We start from the raw sequence: 21,113 nt of genomic DNA on the forward strand, positions 1-21,113 counted from the left end.
CTAGGTTGATCAAGAGGAACGGCGGGGATGTGAAAGGGCGGTATATGCGGACGGAAAGCATCTCCCGGGTGGCGCGTCCGGTGCGAGCCTGTTTGTCGGGCGAGGATCTGGACTGGTTGGGTGGACGTTCGGTGTGCGTCGCGCTCGATCTGTGCACCACGGTGGAATTGGCCGAGAGCGGTGGGAAAACCGAATGGTCGGCGGAGATCTGGGCCTTCCTGAGGGAACGGATTCCGGCGCTGCCGCCGGAGCCGCCGCCGGTGCGGGTGACCAGCCTGGCGCCGCTGGCCAGCGGGCTTTCCTCGTCCACCGCGCTGATCCTCGGCCTGTTCGAGGTGTTCGTCCCTGCCGCGTCGGGGATTTCGCGGGAGCAGGTGATCCAATGGGCCTATGAGTTCGAGTTCGCCATCTGCAACGGCGGTGGCATGGATCATCTCGCGATCGCCTTGGGCGGCGTCACCTTGTTTCACGGCCGCCCCGCCGGTCTGCCCGAGGTCGGCGGCCGGATCGGTCTTCCGGCGGAGTGGTCGCTCGTCGTCATCGACTCGGGGACGCCGAAATCGACGCCGGATCACATTCGGTCGGTGCGCGCGCAATGCGCCGCCGGAGATCCGGTGCTCGCCGAATATGTCGCGCGCTCGGATGACGCCTCCGGCGTAGTGTGGAAAGGAATCCAGGCAGAGGATCTCGAAATGGTGAGTACCGGGATGGCCGCCGCGCATGAGGCGATGCGTGACTGTCAGCAGATGTCCACGTCACTGCTCGAACAGTTGCGGGTCCGCGCGTACCAGGCCGCCGGGATGACACTGAAGGTCAGTGGCGCCGGCGGGGGAGGGGCACTGGTGGGCGTGTGCGCGACCGCCGACGCACCCGCGCTCACCAGCGCACTGCGTGCCGCCTATCAGCGGAGTCACCCCGGCGTTCAGGTTCTGGTGGCCGCGCCGGCTCCCTCGCTTTCATAGGCCAGCCATTGCGCGAAATGGTGCAGCCGGTAACGGAACTCCGCTTTCCACCGCGGCGACGCGAGCACCGGCGTAGTCGGCGGTGGACAGGCCCGCTCATCGTGAATGGGCACCGGCCGGACGACCTGCGCGATGATCTCGGCCAGTTCGAGGACGGAGATCTCGGGTGACCCGATGCCACCCGCCCCGTCGCCGTCCACTGCGCTGCTGACGGCTTCGGCAAGGTCCCAGACATGCCGTGGCCGCAGCAGCGCGGGGGTGCCGTCCGTAATGCGGATGGGCTTGCTCCGCAACGAGGCCCACACCAGCTTCCCGATCACCGAATCCGGCGGGCAGCCGGGCCCGTAGAGTTCCCGGGTGTCCAGCCGCAGCCGCCCGCCCGCATGACGGACCACGACGGTCTCCCGTTCGTCCACTGTGGAGACGATCACCGGGTGCCCGCGGTCGGTCAGCGCCTGCGCGAGATGCTCGCCGAGCGTACTTTCCGCGCCCCCTAGGGTAATCTCCGGTTTGGCCCGCCGGGGGAGCAGCTCCGCTTCGCGGCCCGTGAGCAGCGCGCGTTCGGCCACCTCCGCGAGCTGATCCTGTACCTCACGGATCACCTGCAGAGGCGTACTGTTGCTGATTCCCCCGGCCCCGATAGTGCGCAGAGCCTCCGCCACCGCCCCGCGATCGACCTCGCCGTTCGCGTCTTTGGTCAGGACTCCCAGCGCGTATGCGGTCAGCCAGGTTCCTTGCACGGCAACCGGATCCAGGCCACGTACCCGAGGAGCGGTCAGGTGCCGCGCGCCCAGACCCGACAGGTACGGTTCGGTCTCCAGATGCAGCCAGCGAGGCGGGTCGGCATGCGGCACCCGGACCACGCACTGGGCAACTCCGTTCTTGAAGAACGGCACCGCGGGCAGGGCGTCCAGCCGGCGGTCCTCCTGCCCAGGACGATCGGCCGGCCGGTAACACGCGGAGCGGCGCGGCCCACGGAACGCGTTTCCGGCGATGCTGGGTGGGTCGTCGTGTTCCGCGAGGTTCGGCACGCTGACGAAGCAGGGCACCCCGGTCGCCCGGAGGTACTGGTGCATCAGGATGTCCTCGGGCCAGGTGTCCCACCGCTGCCGGACGTAGCCGACGTATCCGGCGGCGACCGCGCTGGGCAGGATGAGCGCCGCGCACGGGGTGTATTCGTTGACCGCGCGTACCCAGCGCACGCCGGTCAACGCACCCAGCCGGACCGCGCCGCCGTTGCGCGAGTCCCAGAGTGAGAACAGGGCCAGCGCGGCGCCGGGCATCGCCGCGATCGCCGCCCTGGCCCGGTCGAACAGGCCCGGCGCCAGAAGCATGTCGTCCTGCACGACAAGGTGATGCGTCGAGCCGGCGGGGATCGACTCGCAGGCCGCCACCATGGTCCGCACAGCGGTCGGCGGCCCGGCGGGCTCCGGATCCGTGACCACGGTGAGCGCACCGGGCGGGGCCTGCGCAGCGGTCCGGATAGCCGCCTCACCCCGCGAAGGATGAGTCAGCACCGAACCGCTGAGCACGAACCGGTGGGTCACGCCAGCCCCGACCAGGACGCCCACTCCGCGACCTGGGCCATGCCTTCGGCCAAGCCGAGTCGCGGGCGGAAGCCGAGTGTTGCCAGACGGCTGGTGTCCACTGTGGTCACACCGGCGTAGAACTTCCGATCGGCCTCCGACCATGCCGCGTTGTCCGGGAGGTGATGCCGTGGCAGTCGCAGCATGTCGCGGTAGTAGTCGTAGAAGGTGCCCCACGCCACGGATTCCGGTCCGGAGAGCAGCAGCCGCCGGCCGTTCACCCCATCCGCCTCGGCGAGGAAGACGACCGCTTCCGCGACATCGTGCACGTGCACCGCGTTGCACACACCGCCTGCTTCGCTGGGCAGGCAGGAGTTGTCCTCGGGCAGCTTGCGCAGCGGCCGGACAGTCCATAGTGGACCACCGGGGCCATAAACCACAGTGGGCTGCACGCAGACGACTTCCATCGGGTCACCGGCCGCCTGGAGCACCGCCTGTTCGGCGGCGAGCTTCTGGTGCGCATAGGACAGATCGTCCGGTTCGGCGGCGACCAGGGCGGAATCCTCGGTGAGAACGGGTCCAGCCGCCGGGTCGTAGACGCTCATACTGCTCACGTGCACAAGGCGGCGCACACCGGCCTTCCGTGCCGCGGCCACGACGGCCTTGGTGCCGTCCACGCTGACCGCCCAGCGCCGCGCCCGGTCGCTGTCGCTGCCGTACACGGTGTGCACGACGATATCGCAGCCTTGAACCGCGTCGGCCAGCTCCGTCGCCTCCAGGATGTCCGGACGCAGGAACTCCACACGTTCACTGTCCCAATGCGCCAACCTGGCCCATTTCGGCAGCGATCGTCCTAACGCGACAACAGTGGTCTTCTCGTCCCGCAGCAGCAGATCCACCACCTGCGCGCCGATGAATCCGGTCGCGCCCGTCACCGCGACCCGCCGTGAGCCCCGGGACGCGATCCTTCGCGAGGTCTGCCACGGCCGTGGCAGGCTCGAGACCCGTTCTGCCTGGCAGCGATGGGAAAGCTCGACGCCCATCTCGGCCTCGGTCAGCGTCGCGACCGCGGTGTCCTCGCCGCGCAGCGCCCTGTCGAACTCGACGAGCTGCCGGTGGAACAGCCCGTCGCGGGTGAGCTGGGACGGCCCGAGCGCCGGAACCGCGTCCTCGTCGATGATGGCACCATCGGCATCGCGCGCGACGTAATCCGCCGTCCGTACGGTGCCGACGCTCACCGACGCGGCGGAGCCCTCGATGGTGATCTGGTTCTCCATCCGGCGCAACCAGCTCAGCTCGATGTCGATGTCGACCCCGCCGGCCCGCAGTTCCAGCCGTACCTCGGTGTCCACACCTCCGGCGCGATTGTCGGTGCAGCGAACCAGTTCGATCCGCGTGCCGAACCAGTGCGTGAGCAGATCGGCCACATGCGGGCTCAGGTCGGTCAGCACCCCGCCGCCGGCCTTGGCATCGAAGGTGAACGGGCTCAGCACCGGCCAGCCGTACTCGGCACCTTCGCGCCAGCGCACCCGGCGTACCGTGCCGAACCAGCCGGACTCCAGCTTCTGCTTGATCCAGTAGGCAGCCGGGAAGAAGCGCCGGACGTGGGCGGGCACCACCATCACACCCCCGGCCAGCGCTGCCGCCCGGACTTCGGCGCATTCCTCCACCGTGCGGACGACCGGCTTTTCGAGCAGCACGTGCTTGCCCGCCCGCGCCAGCATCGCGGTAATCGAAGCGTGCGACGCAGGTCCGGTCGCGACGATCGCCGCGTCAATCTCGTCGAGTGCCGCGCTGATGTCCTGGGTGCACAATGGCGGGGGACCGGGATCGAAGCCCTTCGCCTCCCGCAGCTGCTGGTAACGCTCACCGGCCCGCGCCGCGTGCTCGCCGGCGCTGTCCGCGAGCACGGTGAGCCGGAACGGCTCCCCGCTGACCAGCGCGGGCAGATGGCACCGTTCGGTCACCGCGCCGCAGCCCACGATGCCCAGCCGCAGCGGCCGCGTCCCGGCGGTCATCGCGACAGCCCGGACTCGTGGACGATCCAGACATTCGGCTCCCAATAGGTGCCCATTTCCGCCTCCCTGTCGATCCGCACGGTCGCGAGGCCGTGCGGGAATACGTAATCGCCGGTTTCGGGAAAACTCATGCCGGTCCACGACTCCCATTCCGCGATGGTGCCGGTGATCAGCGACGACTCCGGAATGGCCGCCGCGACCACCCCGCCGCCGCGCAGGTGGGTGCGAATCCACGGGTCGAACGCGGCCCCGTCCTCGCGGGTCCAGGATGCGTAACGGTCGATCGGCACCAGCGGATAGCGGTCCTTCCACGTCGGCCGCAGGGGCACGATCACGTGGCCGAAGCCGGCCGCGCGCGCCGTGGCACGCAGTGCTTCCAGCATCGTCGTGGCCAGCTTCCGGCCCTGATGCCGCGGCGCTACTTCGATGCCCAGCGCGCATAGCGTGTTCGGGGCGATTCCGGCGTCGTGCTCGGCAAAACCGGCGACGATGGCGGCGTCGAGCCCGGGACCCAGGCTCTCCTGGCTGCCGTCCCACTGACACGGAATTCCCCGGGCGGTGGCGAGCACATCATCGGTGTCCGGATCGTGCAACACCAGCTGATAATTGCCGAAAATCTCGTGCAACCGGTCCCAATAGCCGGGGATCACGTCACCGTGCAGATTGTATTCCGGCCAGACGCCCTCGAACAGCTCGGGTATCCGTTTCCACAGATCCGGCCGCTCCGTGTAATCGACCGTTTTCAGTGCCATGTCTCCTCCCCGGGACCTTCGCTGATCGAGTACATCGGTCCTTCCGCACCGTGCACGAGGACCGGTCGCGGCACGGGATAGTGCGCCATCGCCGCCCGGATCTCCGGCTCCAGCACCGACATCACCGCGTGCGGCCGGGCGCGGATCCCGATCTTCCGGTGGTGTGCCAGGGAAAACGTGTTCTCGCCATGGTAGCTGTACAGATACAGATGGCCGTGGCCGCTGATGTGGTGCACCCGGACCTGCTCGTGCAGCTTGATCAGCACGCCCCAGTCCTCGCCGAAATGCTCGTAGCGGCCCGATTCCGGGTATCGGAAGCGCCGGTCGTTGGTCATCAGCATGGTGCCGGGCAGCAACGGAAACCGGGCCTTCGGCTCCGGCAGGGTCCAATCGATCCAGTACAGGCTTCGGTCCTGTTCGAACAGCTGCAGATGGTCGCTGAGGAAACAGGTGTGCGCGTCGTTGCCGAGCAGCTCGCGCACCTGGACCGCCAGCCGGTCCGGATGACTGCAATCGTCGTCGTCCCAGATACAGACCAGATCGCCCTCGGCCGCGTCCAGCGAGATGTTGCGCAGCGCGCCCAGCCGCAGACCGGGATCGGCGTCGATGATCCGGACGTCGCTGATCTCGTACGCGCGCACCAGATCGGCCAGCCGGGCTCGGTACTCGGCGCCGCCCTGGTTGACGATGACCAGCTCGCGGGCGGCATAACGCTGCCTGGCGAAGCACCCGATCGCCCTGGCGGCCAGCGCCGGCCGATCCCGGGTGATCATCAGGCAGCTCACCGCAGGGTTCATTCGATCGCCTCGGCTTCCCAGACGATGACCACCGGAAGACCGGCCCACGCCGCGTTGGCCGCTTCGGGGATCAGCTCCTCGTATCCGCCGGGCGCCAGCGGCCCGGTGAACAGCGGCTCGTGACAGGACCGGACGGCGAAGCCGTGCTCCGCGAACGCGGCCAGGTATTCACTGGCGAGATGCGCGTGGTAGCGGATGAACGCCAGCTCCCCGGGCTTGTGCGAGAACAAGGCGGGACCCTGCAGCAGCACCATCATCGGGTGCACCTCGGTCACGATCAGCCGCCCGCCGGGGCGAAGCACCCGCCGGAACTCGCCGATCGCCGGACCGATGTCGTTCAGGTGGGACAACGCCAGCGCGCACACCGCGAGGTCGACGGCGTGGTCGGTGACCGGGAGCCGTTCCAGGTCGCCGATCCGGAACTCGGCCGAAGGCACCTTCGTTTTCGCCCGCCGCATCATCTCCGGCGACTGGTCGACCCCGATGACCTCATGGCCCCTGGCGACCAGGCCCGTGGTGTGCCGCCCGGTTCCGCAGGCCGCGTCGAGGGCCTGCCCCGGCGGCAGATCGGCCAGCAGCCCGGCCACGACGGGTTCCTCGGCCGTCAGGAAGAAATTGGGCAGTGAATCGTAATTCTCCGACCAGACCCGGTAACCGGTGGCGACATCGAGTTCGGACAATAGCTCAACCGGCGGAATCGCGGCCGTGTCCGGCGCGGAGATCTTGCTGATCTCGTCGATCCGGGCCGCGATGAAGTCCTCGTCCCCGTCGATCGCGCTGCGCATCAGCGCCAGTCCTTCGACACCCAGCATGAGTTCCCGGACGCGGGCCCGATCCGCCATTTTTTCCCCTTTGTAGAGTGGAGTACGCCATGGCACGATACTGCTGCCATGTCCTTTCCGGAACCGAACGGAGTTGTGTGTGATCGAGGGCTATTTGTCGCACGAGAGCGTCACTGCCGGTGGGCGGCTCGATATCCATGTCTCCACCGATGCCCCGTTCTTCAAGGTCGATTTCCACCGCGTCGGCGCCGAGCACGAGTTCGCCGGTACCACCGGCTGGCTGCCGGGCAGCCAGAGCTCTGTTCCCGAGCATCCGGACGGTATCGCGGGTCATGCCTCGCCCACTGTGGACTGGCGCTGGCCCGCGCATCCGTTCACCATACCGGCGCAGTGGCGGCCGGGCGTCTATGTCGGCTTCCTTGTGACGTCCGAGGATACCGGTGATTACGACAAGAACGATCTCACCGGATTCGAAAAGCTGTGTTTCGTCCTGCGGTCGAGCGTACCGGGCATGAACAGGATTCTCTACAAGAGGTCCACGTTCACCCGGCACGCCTACAACCGATCCGACGCACCCGGAATCGAGCGCGCGAGCAGTCTGTACGACAATCCTGTATACACCTCGCGTGGGCACAAGGTGAGTATGCGCCGTCCCGGCCATATCGAAGATGTGGCGTATTGGGACGCTCCGTTCATCGCCTGGCTCGAACGGTCCGGTTACCAGGTCGATTTCTGCACCGATCTCGATCTGCATGCCGACCCGGGGCTGTTGTCCTCCTATCGGCTGCTGCTCAGCGTCGGGCACGACGAGTACTGGACCGAGCGGATGCGCGACGCGGTGGAGGCCTTCGTCGGCGGAGGTGGGAACGTCGCCTTCTTCAGCGCCAACACCTGCTGGTGGCGGGTGCATCTCACGGACGGCGACACCGCGTTCGTGACCGACACCGACCACCGGGCCGGCGACGAGTACCCGCACCTGCCCGCCACCGACCTGTGGTGGGCGCCGGACGGCGCCGGCCGGCCCGAGAACACCCTGACCGGCGTGAGCTTCCGCAACGGCGGGATGTGGCAGTGGCCGGGCGGGTGGCCTGCCGACCGGCCCTGCCCCGGATTCACCGTGCAGCATCCCGGACACTGGGTGTTCGAGGGCACCGGGCTGCAGGCCGGCTCCGCGCTCGGCGCCGGCCTGCCCCTGATCGGATACGAGTGCGACGGCGCCGCTTTCGCCTACGACGAACACGGCGTCGCTCGGGCTACCGGCACCGACGGCACCCCGGATTCCTTTCTCATCCTGGGCATCGCGGTCCTGGAGCCGGTCCACGACGACTTCTTCGATCTGCGCGCCGGGCACTGGAACTGCGTCTCCCGCGAGGCCGGCCGCACCGGTCCGCGTGCGGCCACCATGGGCGTCCACACCCGCAACGGCACCGTGTTCACCGCGGCGACCACCGATTGGCCGATGATCGTGGCCCGCGGCGGTGACGCGGCGCTGGATCGCGTCACCCGCAACGTCCTCGACCGGCTCAGCATCTGAGTCCTCCGACCAGGTCGGCGACCCCGGCCATGTCCGCGGCCCGCCACACCCCCGGCCGCAGCGGTGGCGGATCCTCCGCCACCGCCTGGTCCGGCCGGCACAGGTGAATCGCGCGCATGCCCGCGGCCAGCGGTCCCTCTACGTCGGGGACCCACAGATCCCCGACGTAGAGGGCCTCCTCCGGCTGCAGCCCAGACAGCCGGAGGGTGTGCCGGAAGATGCGCGGGTCGGGTTTACGCATCCCGGCCTGGGCCGAGGGCACGATCGTCTCGAACACCCCGGCCAGTCCCACCTGTTCGATCGCCTCGTCGAGATTCCAGTACCAGTTCGAACAGACCGCGATGGTGTAATCACGGCGCAGTTCGGTCAGCACGCCGAGCACGTCGTCGTACCGCGCCATGGTGAACGTCTTGGTCTCCCGGTCGAGGTCGGCGACGAGCGCCGCCAGCCGATCCTCCGGCACGCCGCACCGGCGGGCCCGTGCACTCAGCCGGTCCAGTTCCCAGCGGTGGTACTCCTCGCGGCTGCGCGAAGGCGCCAGGTGCACCTCACCGTCGGCCGGCCCCGCGTCGTTGCGGTCGCCCCACCGGAGCCCGGCCTCGGGCAGGCCGTGCCGGACGAACACGTCCTGGTGCGGCATTCCCCAGCTGGTGAGCCGGGCGAGTGTGCCGTTGAAATCGAAGAGGACGCCCCGGATCATTGCCGCCCGCTCAGAATCGCCCGCTGCGGCGGGGGAAGTAGTCCTCCATGCCGCCCTCGCGCTCGATGTCCACTGTGGAACAGTGCAGGCCGCCGCCGAACGGGCCGACCGCGCGGAAGGGCACCGGGACGATCTCGAACCCCAGCGAGCTGAGCTGCTCGGCGATGCGTACTTCCTTCTCCTCGACGCAGATCGTGTTCTGGTCGATGTTGAACATGTTCGCCGCCAGCCACGGGCTGCAGAAGGACAGCCTCGGCAGATGCTCCCAGCTGACCGGCTGCACCGCCTCAACGACCTCCCAGTCGTTGAGGTGGAAGTACTTCATCAGCTCGTCGTCGGCCAGCCGCTCACCGCAGTGCAGCACCAGGCCGGGACGCAGCGGCACCCAGGTGGAGTCCAGGTGCAGCGGATGGGTGTTGGTGGAGGTGACCGCGTGCACTCGCAGGTCCGGGAAGTGCCGCTGGAGCCAGTCGTGGCCCTTCCGGTTGGTGACCAGGGAGAGCTGGACGAACAGGTCCTTGCCGAACCGGGCGATGTCGGCCGCGTCGAACAGCGGCTCCTCCTCGGTGAGCACCAGATCGTGCCGGGCGACCCGGTCCAGCTGGTCCTCGGTGCTGAGGGTGTTGTAGTAGTCCCAGAAATCCTCGTGGTAGGAGGCGTCGGTCAGCCGGGGCTTGGGCGCGGCCTCCCAGCGCATCGCGGGATCGTCCTCGAACAGCGACTGCAGCAGCGGCCGGTAGCAGAGGTATTCGAACCAGCGGCTCCGGTAGCTCATCGTGGCTTCGAGGATTTCCGAGCCGACCGTGATGAGCACGTCCCGGGGCGGCATGCAGCCGAACATCGAGTCGTGCGTCCAGTCCGGGGTGTGCACCTGCTGGGTGAAGTCCAGCGGTGTGGGCCGGTCCACCCGGATTCCCCGGCGCCGCAGCATTTCGGCGAAGTTGTCGAGCTGCTCGTTCGCCTCCGCGGTCATCTCCTCGGGCATCGGCCCGTAGGTGCCCAGCGGGAACCCGTCCTCGGGGAAGTCCCGGCGTACGGCGGCCTCGGGCGCCTGCACCACGGTCCCGGTGGCGCGTCCGACAATGGTGTGCCGGAGCGGGTCCCAGCCGTTCCAGGAGTTGACTCGGGTCGGGTGCTCGGTCGTCGACACAGTGGTGAAGGTCCTTTCCGCAGCAGGGATGCCCATCAGATGAACAGGTCGGTGTCGTTGTCCAGTACCGCTCGGCCCCGCCCGGCCGCGATCTCGTCCATTTCGAGATTGGACCGGTGCCGGGCACAATGGAAGCGGCAATCCCGGCTCGGGTCGACGATCGACCGGTCGGATTTCTGCCAGATGTCCACCAGGCTTTCGGTCACCGCGTCGCCGAGACGGGCGGCGGGGTTGCCCCGGTGATAAGGGCAGACATAGACGCCGGACGGGGTCACCAGCGTGCGTAATTCGGTGACCCGGCAGGTTCGGTATTCCTTTTCCTGGATCGGCCCTTCCCGTTCCTGGAGGGAGGTTAGGGTGGAGGAGTTGATGATCTGGAAGTCCGCGCTTTCCAGATATCGGGCTTTTTCGATCTGCGTGTCGATGGATTCCCGCATCTGCTCGGAGATCCCGACGATGTGGTGCTGCTCGTCGAACATCGCCTTGACCTCGAAGTAGTCGCAGCCGATGTCCTTGGCCAGCTCCGCGCCCTGGAGCACCTCGTCGTGATTGCTGAGGACGGTGCCGTCCGCTTCTTCGCGGGACATGACCAGGAACGAGTAGCCCAGCGCGCCGGTCTTGGCGCGTGCGAACAGGCGCATGTTCGCGACGACCCGGTCGAAGACGCTCTCGCCCTTGCGGTTGGGGCGGAACAACCGGTACGTCTCGGTGGTCGCCGCGTCCATGGAGACCCGGATCCACGAGGCATAACGGGCCAGGCCGGGCAGGTTCTGCTCGATCATGGTGCCGTTGGTGACCACGCCGAGCGCGATACCGGCCTCGCCGAGCGTGTGGATGACCGAGCGGGTGCCCCGGTGGGCCAGCGGTTCGCCGCCGCCGATGAGAATGACCGCCTTGACGCCCATCGTCACCAGTTCGCCGGCCAGCGCCTCCAGTCGCTGCGCGCTGAATCGCCCCTGATTGAGCAGTTTCCCGCTGATGCATTCCGGACAAGCCAGATCGCAGAAAGTAGTGGGGTCGAGATCGACCACTGTCGGACTTTCCGACCGTTCTCCTCCGGCCACTCTGGCCACTTCGGGAAAAATGGAAGGCTGATACAGCTTCGTGGTGAGATCGAGGCGATCAATCGTCACAGACTCGCACCTTTCGGTTCTTGTATCGCGGCTATCGAAACCGACTTCCGCGATAAACCGAGATGGGACACTACCATCGGTGACGATCAAGCTGGCCCGCCGATCGGGTGACGCCGGGAGTACTGCATCCGGTGCCGTGAACAGGAAAGATTTCGCCCGCCGTATGCGTTAGCCGGTTGGGCCGGTGACTCATGTCACAGTTTATCCGGTCTTTCTTTTGGCGCACGATTCAATGCGAGTATTTCGCCTTGGCGCGGTAAACCGGTGGGTCGGCCCCGCTCGCGGCAGCCGTGCTCATGTGAGCGACTGGAGCATTCATGCCTTACTTTGTTGTCCGGCCCGAGGTGGAACTCTTCGCTACCGACGAGGGAACCGGCCCCGCTGTTCTGTTACTGCACGGCTGGGCAGGCGACGGCACCGACTGGAGCCCGCTCGCTGCCGACCTGATCGCCGATCATCGCGTTGTCGTGCCCGATCACCGCGGTCATGGCCGCTCATCGGTCCCCGACGGACCGTATGACGCGAAGACCCTCGCCGCCGACGCCGCCACCCTGTTGCGTGCTTGCGACGTGCCTTCAGCCGTGGTGATCGGGCATTCCCTTGGAGGAGCAGTCGCCTCCGCACTCGCCGTCGAAGAACCCGATCTCGTCGACGCCCTCGTCCTCGTAGAACCCGCCCAAGGCCGTCACGACGATTTACTCAAACCCGCCCTCGAAGCAATGCGCGCCGATCCGCACTCGGCCGCCGCGCAAGTGTTCGCAACCTTCCCCGCCCCCGATTCCCCGCCGTGGCTGGAGGTCTGGCGACGCCGCCGACTCGCTGGGACTCCACTGCGCGTGATCGCCGATGTCTACGAACAGCTCTTCGCCGGCCCCGAGGCCCTGGGCCGAGAAGCCGTCGGCCGCTCCTACCTTTCCCGCCGGCGCTGCCCGATCCTGAGCATTTACGGCGGTGCTTCCCCCACATTCGCCGCCTGGGACCGAGCCCTGCCGCACGGCCCCCACGACGAAGTCGTGGAGTGGCCCACCGCGGGACATTTCCCCCAGCACGACGATCCGGCCGGGTTCAGCGCACTGGTCCGGCGCTGGCTGTCCGGACTGGGCTTCGGGTGAGTTGATTCGCTGAGTCCACAGTGGACGTCGGAATTCGATGGCCAGGCTTAAGGATCCGCACATGCCGAATGACAGCGACGAAACCGGGGACGTTCCGCCAGTCGACATGATGCGCCGAACACCGACGCCATTCGGGCGGCGGGGTTCGCGGTGGACGCGCCCCCAGGGTGTCGGCAAAGTTGGTCGGGGACCCGGCAGTGGGCGATGCGGAGGTGTGTGCGACCACCTCGTAGGGTGCGCCGGACCGGTTTCGGGTCTGTGAAGGGTCCCTTCACAGACTCAGAGTCCGTGAAGGGTCCCTTCACGGACCTCTACACCGACTTTGCCGGAACCCTGGGACGAGCCCCTGTGGTTCACTGGCGCGGCGAAGTGCGCCAAGTGCTCCCAATGCTCCCAGTGCAAGAACGGGTGCACCGACGATCCGCCCCCGTCTCCCGCGCGGAGCTGGACCGAAGAGGCAGCATGGTCAGCGAGGACTGGGCGAGCCTCCCCGCCGCTGTCCGGCGAGCGATCGAAAGCCGGACAGGTGCCGTGGCCGCGACGGTTTCGCCGGACAACGGCCGGAACTCCGATTTCCTGGCAACGCTCCAGACCTCGCAAGGCCCTTGCTTCGTCAAGGGCGTCCTGACCGGCACACGACGAGCGCGGGCGCAGCAGACGGAAGCACGGGTCGGGGCCCGGCCGAACTCTGCTGCCCCGCGTCTCCTCTGGGAAGTGACCGCCGACGGGTGGCACGTGCTCGGGTTCGAGGCCCTCAGCGGGCATCACCCCAGCCTTGCGCCGGGCTCGCCGGACCTGCCGATGGTCGCCGAAACCGTAGCTGCGATGGCGCGGGAGCTAAGCCCGTCCCCCGTCGAACTTGAGAAGTCCACGGACCAGTGGGCATGGTCCGCCCCGTGGCGTCGGCTGTCGAAGTCGGACCGCGAACTTGACAGTTGGGACAAGGCCCACCTGCCTGAACTGCTGGAATGGGAGCGGCGCGGGATCGAGGCCGTCAACGGGAACAGCCTTGTACACGGCGACATGCACCCGCTCAACATCCTCGTCTCCGACCGCGCGCGGGTTGTCGACTGGGCGTGGTCAAGCGTCGGCGCACCATGGCTTGACCCGGCAGCGCTGGTGCTGCGGCTCATCGCCGACGGCCACACCCCGGAACAGGCCGAAGAGTGGGCGAAGGCGATCGCGGCGTACAGGGACACCCCCGCCGAAGCAGTGACCGCGTTTGCGGTGTTGGTCTTCGGAATGTGGGCCTACCGTGGGGTGTTCCCCGGGCTTACCGACGTTGCCCGGCAGTACGTCCGGCACCGACTGGGGGCTTGATCCCGGAACCGCACAGAGACGCTCCCGGCCCGAGTTGCAGCACCTCTATGGCTGTGAAGGGTCCCTTCACAGCCTCAGAGTCCGTGAAGGGACCCTTCACAGCCTTCATCGTGGTGCACGCGGAGCGGCCCCCACTCAAACAGGATCGCCGACAGAAGCCCGGGCACCATGGGCGTGGTGGGCCGCGTTGGCGAGCCGCGTGAACTCGGGGTCGGCGTCGATCAGCTCCCCATAGGTGCCCGTGGCCCGGATGGTTCCGTTGTCCAGCACCATGATCTGGTCAGCAGAGCGGATGGTGGAGATCCGGTGGGCGATCACCAGCAGAGAACACTCGCCGCGGAGATCGTCGAGGGTGCCGGTCAGGGCCGCTTCGGTGATCGGGTCGAGGTGTGCGGTGGGTTCGTCCAGCAGCAGCAGGTGTGGCCGGGTCAGCAGGGCGCGGGCGATGGCGAGGCGCTGGCGTTCGCCGCTGGAAAGGCAAGCGCCGCGTTCACCGACGGGGGAGTCGAGTCCGGCGGGGAGGCTTTCGATCTTCTCGCGTAGCCGGACGAGGTCGACGGCATGCCAGAGGGCGTTTTCGTCGGCGTCGGGGGCGGCGTAGCGGAGATTGTCGCGGAGGGTGCCGTGCAGGATCGGGCAGTCCTGTTCGACCCAGCTGACGCGTTCGCGCCAGGAAGGGAGGTCGAGGTCGGCCGGGGCCTCGCCGCCGAGGCGGATGGTGCCCTGCCACGGTTGGTAGAAGCGGTTGATCAGGGCGAAGGTGGTGGACTTGCCTGCCCCGGACGCGCCGACCAGCGCCACGAGTGAGTGCTGCGGGACGGTGAACGTCAGGTCGCGTAGCACCGGAGTGGTTGCGGTGTAACCGAAGTGCAGGCCGCGGACGTCGAGAACGGCCGGTTCCGGTTGTCCGGCGGCGGGTGCGGCCGGGCGGGCGCTCGGTGAGGTCGCGGATTCTTCGATCGGCAGGCAGAGAATTTCCCGGGTACGTTCGGCGGCGCCTTTGACCTTGTACACCGTGGTGATGCCTTCGACGAGCTGGGCGATGGGCAGCACGAGCTGGTTGGCGTAGAGCAGGATCGCCACCAGCGAGCCGAGCGCGAGTTCGTGCCGGCTGATCCGCAAAGCGCCGACGAACAACACAAGGACGAAGGCGCCGTTGACGATGGTCTCGATGATCGGGCCGACGGCGGAGGTCAGGCGGGCGCTCTGCACTCCGGCCAGGTAGGCCTCCTGCGCCAGTGCCTGCAGGTGCCGGGTCTCGCGGTGCTCGGCGCGGCTGATCCGTACCGTGCGGATGGCCCCGAGCACCCGTTCCAGATCGGCGGTCATCGTCCCCACAGCGGACTGCAGCCGGAGCGACACCCTGCCGATTCTGGACGCTGTCACGGTGATCACGACGGCACCGAGGACCAGCACGCCCAGGACCACGCACATCAGGACCGGGTCGATCAGGAACATGATCGTGAACGCGGCCACGGTCATGATCACGTTCGCCGTGATCTCCACGACGGCCCGGGTTACCGCCTCCCGCACCAGGATCACGTCCGTGGAGGCCCGCGACAGCAGATCGCCCACGCGGAACCGGCCGAAGGCGGGGATCGTCAACCGCAGCAGGTGGTCGAACAGCGTCGTCCGCAGGCGCAGCAGGAACCGTTCCCCGGTCCGTTCGAGCAGGAACGAACCCCAGGCACCGACCAGCGCCTGCAGGAGCAGCAGGACGACGAGACCGATGATCAAGGCGATGACCAGCCGCCCGCCGGAGAGCGCGTCGATCACCGCTTTCATCGCGATGGGCTGCGCGATCCCGAATCCGGCCGACGCGGTCATGAGCAGCATCGCGACGGTGAGCGCCGCGCGTTGCCCGGTGGTCATCCGCCAGAGATGGCGAAACATCGTTCTCCCCGGGAAGCAGTGGTCACGCGCGGGTCAGGAAGCCGGCTTCGAGCAGCTGGCCGGTCATCGCGGTGATGTCCTGGTGTGCTTCGGACGGCTCGATGCCGTACTCGGCGGCGTAGTCGTGGGCGGCGTCCTGGACGGACTGCCCGGCCAGCAGCCGCCGGAGCGAGTCGGCGCCGGTGTGATTGAGCTGCCAGTAGTGCCCGGTCCGCTGGTTGAGCAGAACGGCGCCGTCACCGGTGTCGGCGGTGAGTGCGTCGCGGTGCAACCGCAGGATTCCGGTACCGCCGGTCGTTCGCCAGCGTCCGCGCGAGGCCCCCGGTCGCGGTGGGGCGACGGTGATCAGCGGTACGTAGTAGCCCTCGGGTACGGGCTCGCCGATCATGGTGCCCTCGGCCTCCACCCAGGCATGCGCGCCGAAAGGCATGGTGCGCGCGCCCAGCTGCCAGGTCGGCCACACCCCACGGGTGCGGCAGAGCAACGCGGTCGCGATGGAGCGCTTCAAGCATCCGTTGACCGCGCACCGGATGCTGCTCGCGACGATCGCCTCGCGGGCGGCGGAAGTCTGCGCGGCCGATGCCGGACGCGCGCGGCGGCTGGCGAGTTCCAGGATCGGGCGCAGAAGCCTCGGCGGCAACCGGGTGAGCGGGGTCGCCGCCGCGATGGCCATCAGCGACGAAAGCCTGGTACGCAAGGGAAGCCGGACCCGTTCGGGTGCGGCGAAGGGCGTGCTCAATCAGTCTCCTTGAATCAGCCCACGGGGATTTCGTTGTCGGCGGACGGAGCCGGACCGGATCGCCGGACGGCCCCGGTCTCGCGCAGCCATGTCTCGCAGCCGAGGGTCATTTCGAGATTGGGGGTCACGTCGTCGTGGTCGGATCCGCTCTGGGTGTACAGACTGGTCCGCAGCGCGTCGAGGTCGATGAGCCCGCGGGCGGCCAGTGCCGAGCCGGCGAAGTGGTCGAGCAGGTCGGGCACGTGGTCCTGCAACGCCCGGCAGACCTCCTCCTCGTAGTCGCCCTTGGTGCGGCGGTCGAGGATCATGTCCGGTACCTGGCCGCGCATCGCCTCGGCCAGCACCGGCTTGTACTGCCAAGGTGTGTACCGCTCGTGGGGCCGGACCGAGAGGGCGGCTTCGACGACCCGATCGTCCAAATAGGGCAGATCCAGCCGTAGCCCGCCGGCGGCGTACTCCCGGCAGACCTGCCGTAGCAACGGCCCGGCGAAACGCAGGCTGGTCAGGGCCTCGTGCTGGCCTCGGTCGCTCGCCAGCGGTACCGCTTCGGCGGCGATGCCGCGCAGCACCCGCCGCGCCGTGCTCACCGCGTCGCCGGTGGCCCACGGCGACGGGCGCAACGCGTAGGCCCAGCCGACTTTCGGGCCGGTCAGTGGTGGAGGTGGGGCAGTGAGGGCGGCGGCGCTGTCCCGCCACCACGTGCGCAGGTCGCGGTTGTCCCAGAGCGCGGCCATCGTGGGCAGCAGCGGCCACCGGCCCAGCGCGCGGTGCACTCGCAGATGCCGCAACGCCGTCACCGGCTGACGCCGGATGAGCGTGTGCAAGTATGCCGCGCTGCCGGTGAACAACTCGTCCGCGCCGTGCCCGGCCAGGTGCAGTGTGCAGCCGCGTTCGACGAGGTAACGCACTTGGTGCCGGATGGTGTTCATGCCCCGGACCAGGGCGTGCGGCGCCTCGGTGTCCGGCAGCGAATACGGCGGCGTGAAGACCGGGGGACCGGTGCCCGCCGGCAGTTCGATCTGCTCGGCCTGATCCAGCAACCTCGCGGCGTGCCCGGCGTAGAAGGGATCGTCGTTGATCGCGCTGCCTTCGGTCCGGCGGAAGACGATGAGATCGGGGGTGTGTTCGGCGGCGAGGAAACACAGCGTGGTGGAGTCCATCCCACCGGACAGGTCGGCCGATACCCGGCCGGCCGGTTTGCGCCACGCGACTGCCTCCCGCAGCGCCGCCCGTACCCTCTTGGCCCCGACTTGCAACGGCAGGACCGGATCGGGCGGGTTCCACCAGCGGACTTCGGCCGCCCGGTCCTCGCGGATCAGCAGATAGGAATCCGGGGCGACCCGATCCACCCCGCGCCACCAGCTCCGCTCGCTCATCGGCGGGATCAGCTGCTGGCACGCGATGTTGACCGCGAGCATGTCCTCGTCCGGTTCGGCGCCGGCCATCACCGCCAGCGCGTCCGCCCGGTCGGCCGCGACCGGGACACCGTCGATCCGGGCGGTGAACACCGGGCGCGTGCCGGTGAGCGTGCCCTGGAACCGGACCTGCCCGTGCACCGACGCCACGAGGTGCGCGCTGCCCGGCAACGCCCGCGCCAGGCGGTCCAGATCCGCCGGCGTCTCCACCCTCCCGGCCGCGACGGCCAGACGTTCGGCGCTGATCGGGCCGAACCCGAAGATCGCGATCCGGACCGCGCCCGCCCCGCCCACCACCAGCTGATCCGGCGACCAGTGGCCCACCAGCCACGGCCGCCCGGACGGATGCGCCACGATTTCCGGCGCTTGGTGCGGAATCCGCCCGCTCGCCCAGGTACCACCCGGCGAGTCGGGCACCACGATCAGGCTGTTGGTCAACTCGTACATGGACTGCCTCACAAGCGAGAACTCCGACCGGGACGACGGTGGTGCGCGAGGGGGGCGGGGACACGCCCGCCCCCCTCACCGGCACTCACCGAATCAGTGCGGCTTCTTGAATCCGATCGTGGTCGCGTCCTTCTTCAAGTGGATCGTGCCGAGTGTGTCGGTGGCGACCCGACCGGCCTTGGCGGCGATCGGCGGCACGTAGCGTTTCGGAGTTGCCTTCTTGGTCATGAACTTGCCTCTTTCGTTCGCAGCGGTCCGGGTGACCGCAACGACTCCTCACCCTTGACTGCCCGCCACACCAAGGCAACGGCGCTTCCCCCTGCTCTAACCGGGTGAGTGATCAGCATTACCGGCAGCGACCGACGCGGTCCGTTCACATCCCCCCGATCCGGGCAGCTGATCCACTCTGGGCGGTCATCACCACCAGGCCAAGGCTGTGAAGGGTCCCTTCACAGACGCAGAGTCCGTGAAGGGACCCTTCACAGCCTTGGCGACGTGACCCGTTCGAATGGCGCGTTAACGAGTGATCGATGCTATGCGGCAGGGAATGTCGGTGTTCTCGTCGGTGTGGTAGCTCGCGCACACCCGGTGGTAGCCGTCGGCGATCTGCAATGCGATACCGGCCCGAAGGTCGCCGCGGACGAGCAGGATCGGCGAGAGATCCTTGTGGTCGTGGATTTTCCGCAGGTCCGAGTGCACGTGGGGGTCGTCGGCCGGGAGCAGGGCCAGTGCTGCGGCGCGCAGGATGTCCTTGGCCTTGAAGAAGGCGGCGTTGTGGCTGTTCCGCAGCTTCTTGACGACATGGTCGACGAGGTCGGGTTCGGCGATCAGGGCGAGATAAGAGGCAGCGGCCGGGTAGTCGTGGTGCTGAGGTTCGTCGAGCCAGGTCACGGTGGTCATGGGTCAGGCCTTTCTCTTGTCGAACGTGTCCAGTGCGGCGCCTGCGGTGTCGAAGTAGCTGTCCGCGCCGATCGTCCGGGTCAGTCCATACCGGTCGAGTTGTTCCCGGACCTCGGGCAGGACGCCGGAAAGTACGAGGCGGCTGCCGTGGGTGTGCAGGCGTTTGGCGACCGCGGCCAGGACGTCGGCCGAGGTGTAGTCGACGTCGCCGACGGCGACGCAGTCGAGGCAGAACCAGCGCACGGTGGGGTTGTTGGTGAGCAGGGTGGTCACGTCGGTGCTCAAGCGCATCGCGTTGGCGAAATACATGCTGCTGCCGAAGCGGTAGACAATGATGCCTTCGGCCGTGCGGCGGCCGGGCGTGACCGGCTCGGGTTGCCAGTGGCCGGCGGGTGATTTGACCAGAACACCGCTGTGCGGGTGGTAGCTGTGCCGCAGGTGGTCGACGACGGACACGATGATCGCCAGCACGACGCCCTGCTCGACACCGGTGAACACGACGGCGGCCGCGGTCAGCAGCGCCACGACGAATTCCGCGCGCCGAACCCGGAGGATGCGCCGCAGCCCGGCGATGTCGACCAGGTCGATGCCGATCAGGAACACCACGGTGGCCAGTGCCGCGAGTGGCAGTGCGCCCAGCGGGCCGGTCAGCAGGACCAGCACCATGACGGTGACCACGCCGGCGGCCAGGGGAGCGATCTGGCTGCGGCCGCCCGCGCCGTCGACGATCTGCGTTTTGGTGGGGCTGCCGTTGACGACGAACGTGCCGGTGAACGCCGCGCCGACATTCGCGGTGCCGAGGCCGACGAGGTCGGCGTCCTCGTCGACGGTCTCCCCATAGCGGGCGGCGTAGGCGCGCGAGGTCGCGGAACTCTGGGCGAGGATCACCACGAACATCGACACCGCGGTGCCGAGCAAGCCGGACATCTCGGACAGATCGAAGGTCGGCAGCGCGAGGTGCGGCATACCCTGCGGAACCGACCCCAGCACGCTGACCCCGTGTGCGGACAGGTCGACGACCTTGCTGACCACGATCGCGCCGACGACGGCGATCAACCCGCCGGGCACTCTCTTCGCCACCAGGCGGATCCCGACGACTACGACCACCACTGTCGCGGACACCAACGCGGTCGTGACGTTGATGTGGCCGAGCGCGCGAACGAGGTTGATCAGCTTCGGCACGGTCTGGCTGCCCTCGGCGTGCACGCCGAGCATGTCGGGCAGCTGCCCCGCCGCGACCTGGATGCCGACGCCGGTGAGGAAGCCGATCAGAACCGTGCGGGACAGGAAATTGGCCAGGAAACCGAGCCGGATCAGCCGGGCCAGCAGCAGCATCGCGCCGACCAGCAACGCGGCCGTGCCGGCGAGCCGAACGTAGGCCGCCGAAGCCGGGGCGGCCGAACCGGCCAGGCCGGCGGCGAGGATCGCCGCGGTCGCCGAGTCCGCGCCGACCACCAGGTGCCGCGACGCACCGAACAACGCGAACAGCACCACCGGCGCGAGCATGGTGTACAGCCCGGTGACCGGCGGCATCCCGGCGATCTTGGCGTACCCCATCACTTCCGGGACGGCCAGCGCGGCCAGCGTGACACCCGCCAGCGCGTCGGAACCCAGAGCACGCCGCCTGATCGGCAAGACACCGGCCAGCAGCGGGATCCGCCGGGCCGGACTCGGCGCCGGCGAGTCCTGATGGGTCATCCGAGCGATTGTCCCAGGTGGCCGGTACCAACGCAGCTTCTCGCCGCGACCGGGTGACCGGCTGGTAGGCCGGCTGCGGTCCTTTCCTCGCTGACGCACCGGATCCGTCGGCCCCGCGACAACCGCGTGCCCGTATCGAAACCCCGATCTGAAGCCGATCAGGCCAACACATCACCCCTGCCAAAGATCCGGGCTAGCACAAGAGGAGTCGGTACAGCGGCTCGTCGGCCCTGCC

At 68.3% G+C, this 21,113-nt stretch carries 18 protein-coding genes; 4 read left to right on the plus strand and 14 right to left on the minus strand.

The features are described 5' to 3' along the window. Nucleotides 1-68 precede the first annotated feature (68 nt). A complete protein-coding gene (locus D5S19_RS31180; RefSeq protein ID WP_158605685.1) occupies nucleotides 69-962 on the plus strand; it encodes a GHMP family kinase ATP-binding protein in 894 nt (297 codons plus the stop codon). Here the strand turns inward: D5S19_RS31180 and D5S19_RS31185 are convergent. Genes D5S19_RS31185 through D5S19_RS31205 form a run of 5 tightly spaced genes read right to left on the minus strand, consistent with a single transcriptional unit; the run spans nucleotide 923 to nucleotide 6,897 of the window. After that, a complete protein-coding gene (locus D5S19_RS31185; protein WP_147397540.1) occupies nucleotides 923-2,509 on the minus strand; it encodes a Rossmann-fold NAD(P)-binding domain-containing protein in 1,587 nt (528 codons plus the stop codon). The genes D5S19_RS31180 and D5S19_RS31185 overlap by 40 nt on opposite strands. Then, nucleotides 2,506-4,506, minus strand: coding sequence for an NAD-dependent epimerase/dehydratase family protein (locus D5S19_RS31190; RefSeq protein WP_120026928.1), 2,001 nt, complete (start codon nucleotides 4,504-4,506; stop codon nucleotides 2,506-2,508). The genes D5S19_RS31185 and D5S19_RS31190 overlap by 4 nt, the downstream gene beginning before the upstream one ends. Beyond that, nucleotides 4,503-5,258 carry a GNAT family N-acetyltransferase gene (locus D5S19_RS31195; RefSeq protein WP_120026929.1) on the minus strand — a complete coding sequence of 252 codons (756 nt, stop codon included), beginning with the start codon at nucleotides 5,256-5,258 and terminating at the stop codon, nucleotides 4,503-4,505. The genes D5S19_RS31190 and D5S19_RS31195 overlap by 4 nt, the downstream gene beginning before the upstream one ends. After that, nucleotides 5,249-6,055 carry a glycosyltransferase family 2 protein gene (locus tag D5S19_RS31200; protein WP_120026930.1) on the minus strand — a complete coding sequence of 269 codons (807 nt, stop codon included), beginning with the start codon at nucleotides 6,053-6,055 and terminating at the stop codon, nucleotides 5,249-5,251. Before D5S19_RS31200 ends, D5S19_RS31195 begins: the two co-directional genes overlap by 10 nt. Then, entirely contained in the window at nucleotides 6,052-6,897 is an 846-nt protein-coding gene (locus tag D5S19_RS31205; protein ID WP_120026931.1) for a class I SAM-dependent methyltransferase, read from the minus strand. Before D5S19_RS31205 ends, D5S19_RS31200 begins: the two co-directional genes overlap by 4 nt. Before the next feature lie 79 nt (nucleotides 6,898-6,976). On the opposite strand from D5S19_RS31205, the gene D5S19_RS31210 reads away from it, so the two are divergent. Beyond that, the gene (locus D5S19_RS31210; protein WP_120026932.1) at nucleotides 6,977-8,371 is read left to right on the plus strand and encodes a N,N-dimethylformamidase beta subunit family domain-containing protein; all 1,395 of its coding nucleotides are present in this window, start codon (nucleotides 6,977-6,979) and stop codon (nucleotides 8,369-8,371) included. Here the strand turns inward: D5S19_RS31210 and D5S19_RS31215 are convergent. Genes D5S19_RS31215 through D5S19_RS31225 form a run of 3 tightly spaced genes read right to left on the minus strand, consistent with a single transcriptional unit; the run spans nucleotide 8,361 to nucleotide 11,444 of the window. Next, complete coding sequence (locus D5S19_RS31215) at nucleotides 8,361-9,071, minus strand: HAD family hydrolase (RefSeq protein WP_120026933.1); 711 nt, start codon at nucleotides 9,069-9,071, stop codon at nucleotides 8,361-8,363. The genes D5S19_RS31210 and D5S19_RS31215 overlap by 11 nt on opposite strands. Nucleotides 9,072-9,081: 10 nt before the next feature. After that, nucleotides 9,082-10,221, minus strand: coding sequence for a serine/threonine protein kinase (locus tag D5S19_RS31220; protein WP_199730806.1), 1,140 nt, complete (start codon nucleotides 10,219-10,221; stop codon nucleotides 9,082-9,084). Nucleotides 10,222-10,256: 35 nt separating this feature from the next. Further along, nucleotides 10,257-11,444, minus strand: a complete 1,188-nt coding sequence (locus tag D5S19_RS31225; RefSeq protein ID WP_199730807.1) for a radical SAM protein — start codon at nucleotides 11,442-11,444, stop codon at nucleotides 10,257-10,259. 227 nt (nucleotides 11,445-11,671) lie between these two features. On the opposite strand from D5S19_RS31225, the gene D5S19_RS31230 reads away from it, so the two are divergent. After that, on the plus strand, nucleotides 11,672-12,466 hold the full coding sequence (locus D5S19_RS31230) for an alpha/beta fold hydrolase (RefSeq protein WP_120026936.1): 795 nt from the start codon (nucleotides 11,672-11,674) through the stop codon (nucleotides 12,464-12,466). A gap of 462 nt (nucleotides 12,467-12,928) precedes the next feature. After that, on the plus strand, nucleotides 12,929-13,786 hold the full coding sequence (locus D5S19_RS31235) for a phosphotransferase family protein (RefSeq protein WP_158605686.1): 858 nt from the start codon (nucleotides 12,929-12,931) through the stop codon (nucleotides 13,784-13,786). 135 nt (nucleotides 13,787-13,921) lie between these two features. Here D5S19_RS31235 and D5S19_RS31240 read toward each other — a convergent pair whose 3' ends face one another. From D5S19_RS31240 to D5S19_RS31260, 6 genes are all read right to left on the minus strand, one after another. Beyond that, nucleotides 13,922-15,679 carry an ABC transporter ATP-binding protein gene (locus D5S19_RS31240; protein WP_120026938.1) on the minus strand — a complete coding sequence of 586 codons (1,758 nt, stop codon included), beginning with the start codon at nucleotides 15,677-15,679 and terminating at the stop codon, nucleotides 13,922-13,924. 22 nt (nucleotides 15,680-15,701) lie between these two features. Beyond that, entirely contained in the window at nucleotides 15,702-16,418 is a 717-nt protein-coding gene (locus D5S19_RS33455; protein WP_120026939.1) for a lasso peptide biosynthesis PqqD family chaperone, read from the minus strand. 14 nt (nucleotides 16,419-16,432) lie between these two features. Beyond that, complete coding sequence (locus D5S19_RS31250; protein ID WP_120026940.1) at nucleotides 16,433-18,280, minus strand: asparagine synthase-related protein; 1,848 nt, start codon at nucleotides 18,278-18,280, stop codon at nucleotides 16,433-16,435. A gap of 93 nt (nucleotides 18,281-18,373) precedes the next feature. Continuing rightward, nucleotides 18,374-18,508 (minus strand): hypothetical protein, encoded by a 135-nt coding sequence (locus D5S19_RS33680; RefSeq protein WP_267901183.1) that lies wholly within the window; start codon nucleotides 18,506-18,508, stop codon nucleotides 18,374-18,376. A 288-nt stretch (nucleotides 18,509-18,796) separates the two neighbouring features. Then, a complete protein-coding gene (locus D5S19_RS31255; protein ID WP_120026941.1) occupies nucleotides 18,797-19,180 on the minus strand; it encodes a hypothetical protein in 384 nt (127 codons plus the stop codon). A gap of 3 nt (nucleotides 19,181-19,183) precedes the next feature. After that, the gene (locus D5S19_RS31260; protein WP_120026942.1) at nucleotides 19,184-20,878 is read right to left on the minus strand and encodes a SulP family inorganic anion transporter; all 1,695 of its coding nucleotides are present in this window, start codon (nucleotides 20,876-20,878) and stop codon (nucleotides 19,184-19,186) included. Nucleotides 20,879-21,113: the final 235 nt, after the last annotated feature.

Origin of the sequence: Amycolatopsis panacis, from assembly GCF_003600245.1 — a bacterium.
GTDB classification, from domain to species: Bacteria; Actinomycetota; Actinomycetes; order Mycobacteriales; family Pseudonocardiaceae; genus Amycolatopsis; species Amycolatopsis sulphurea.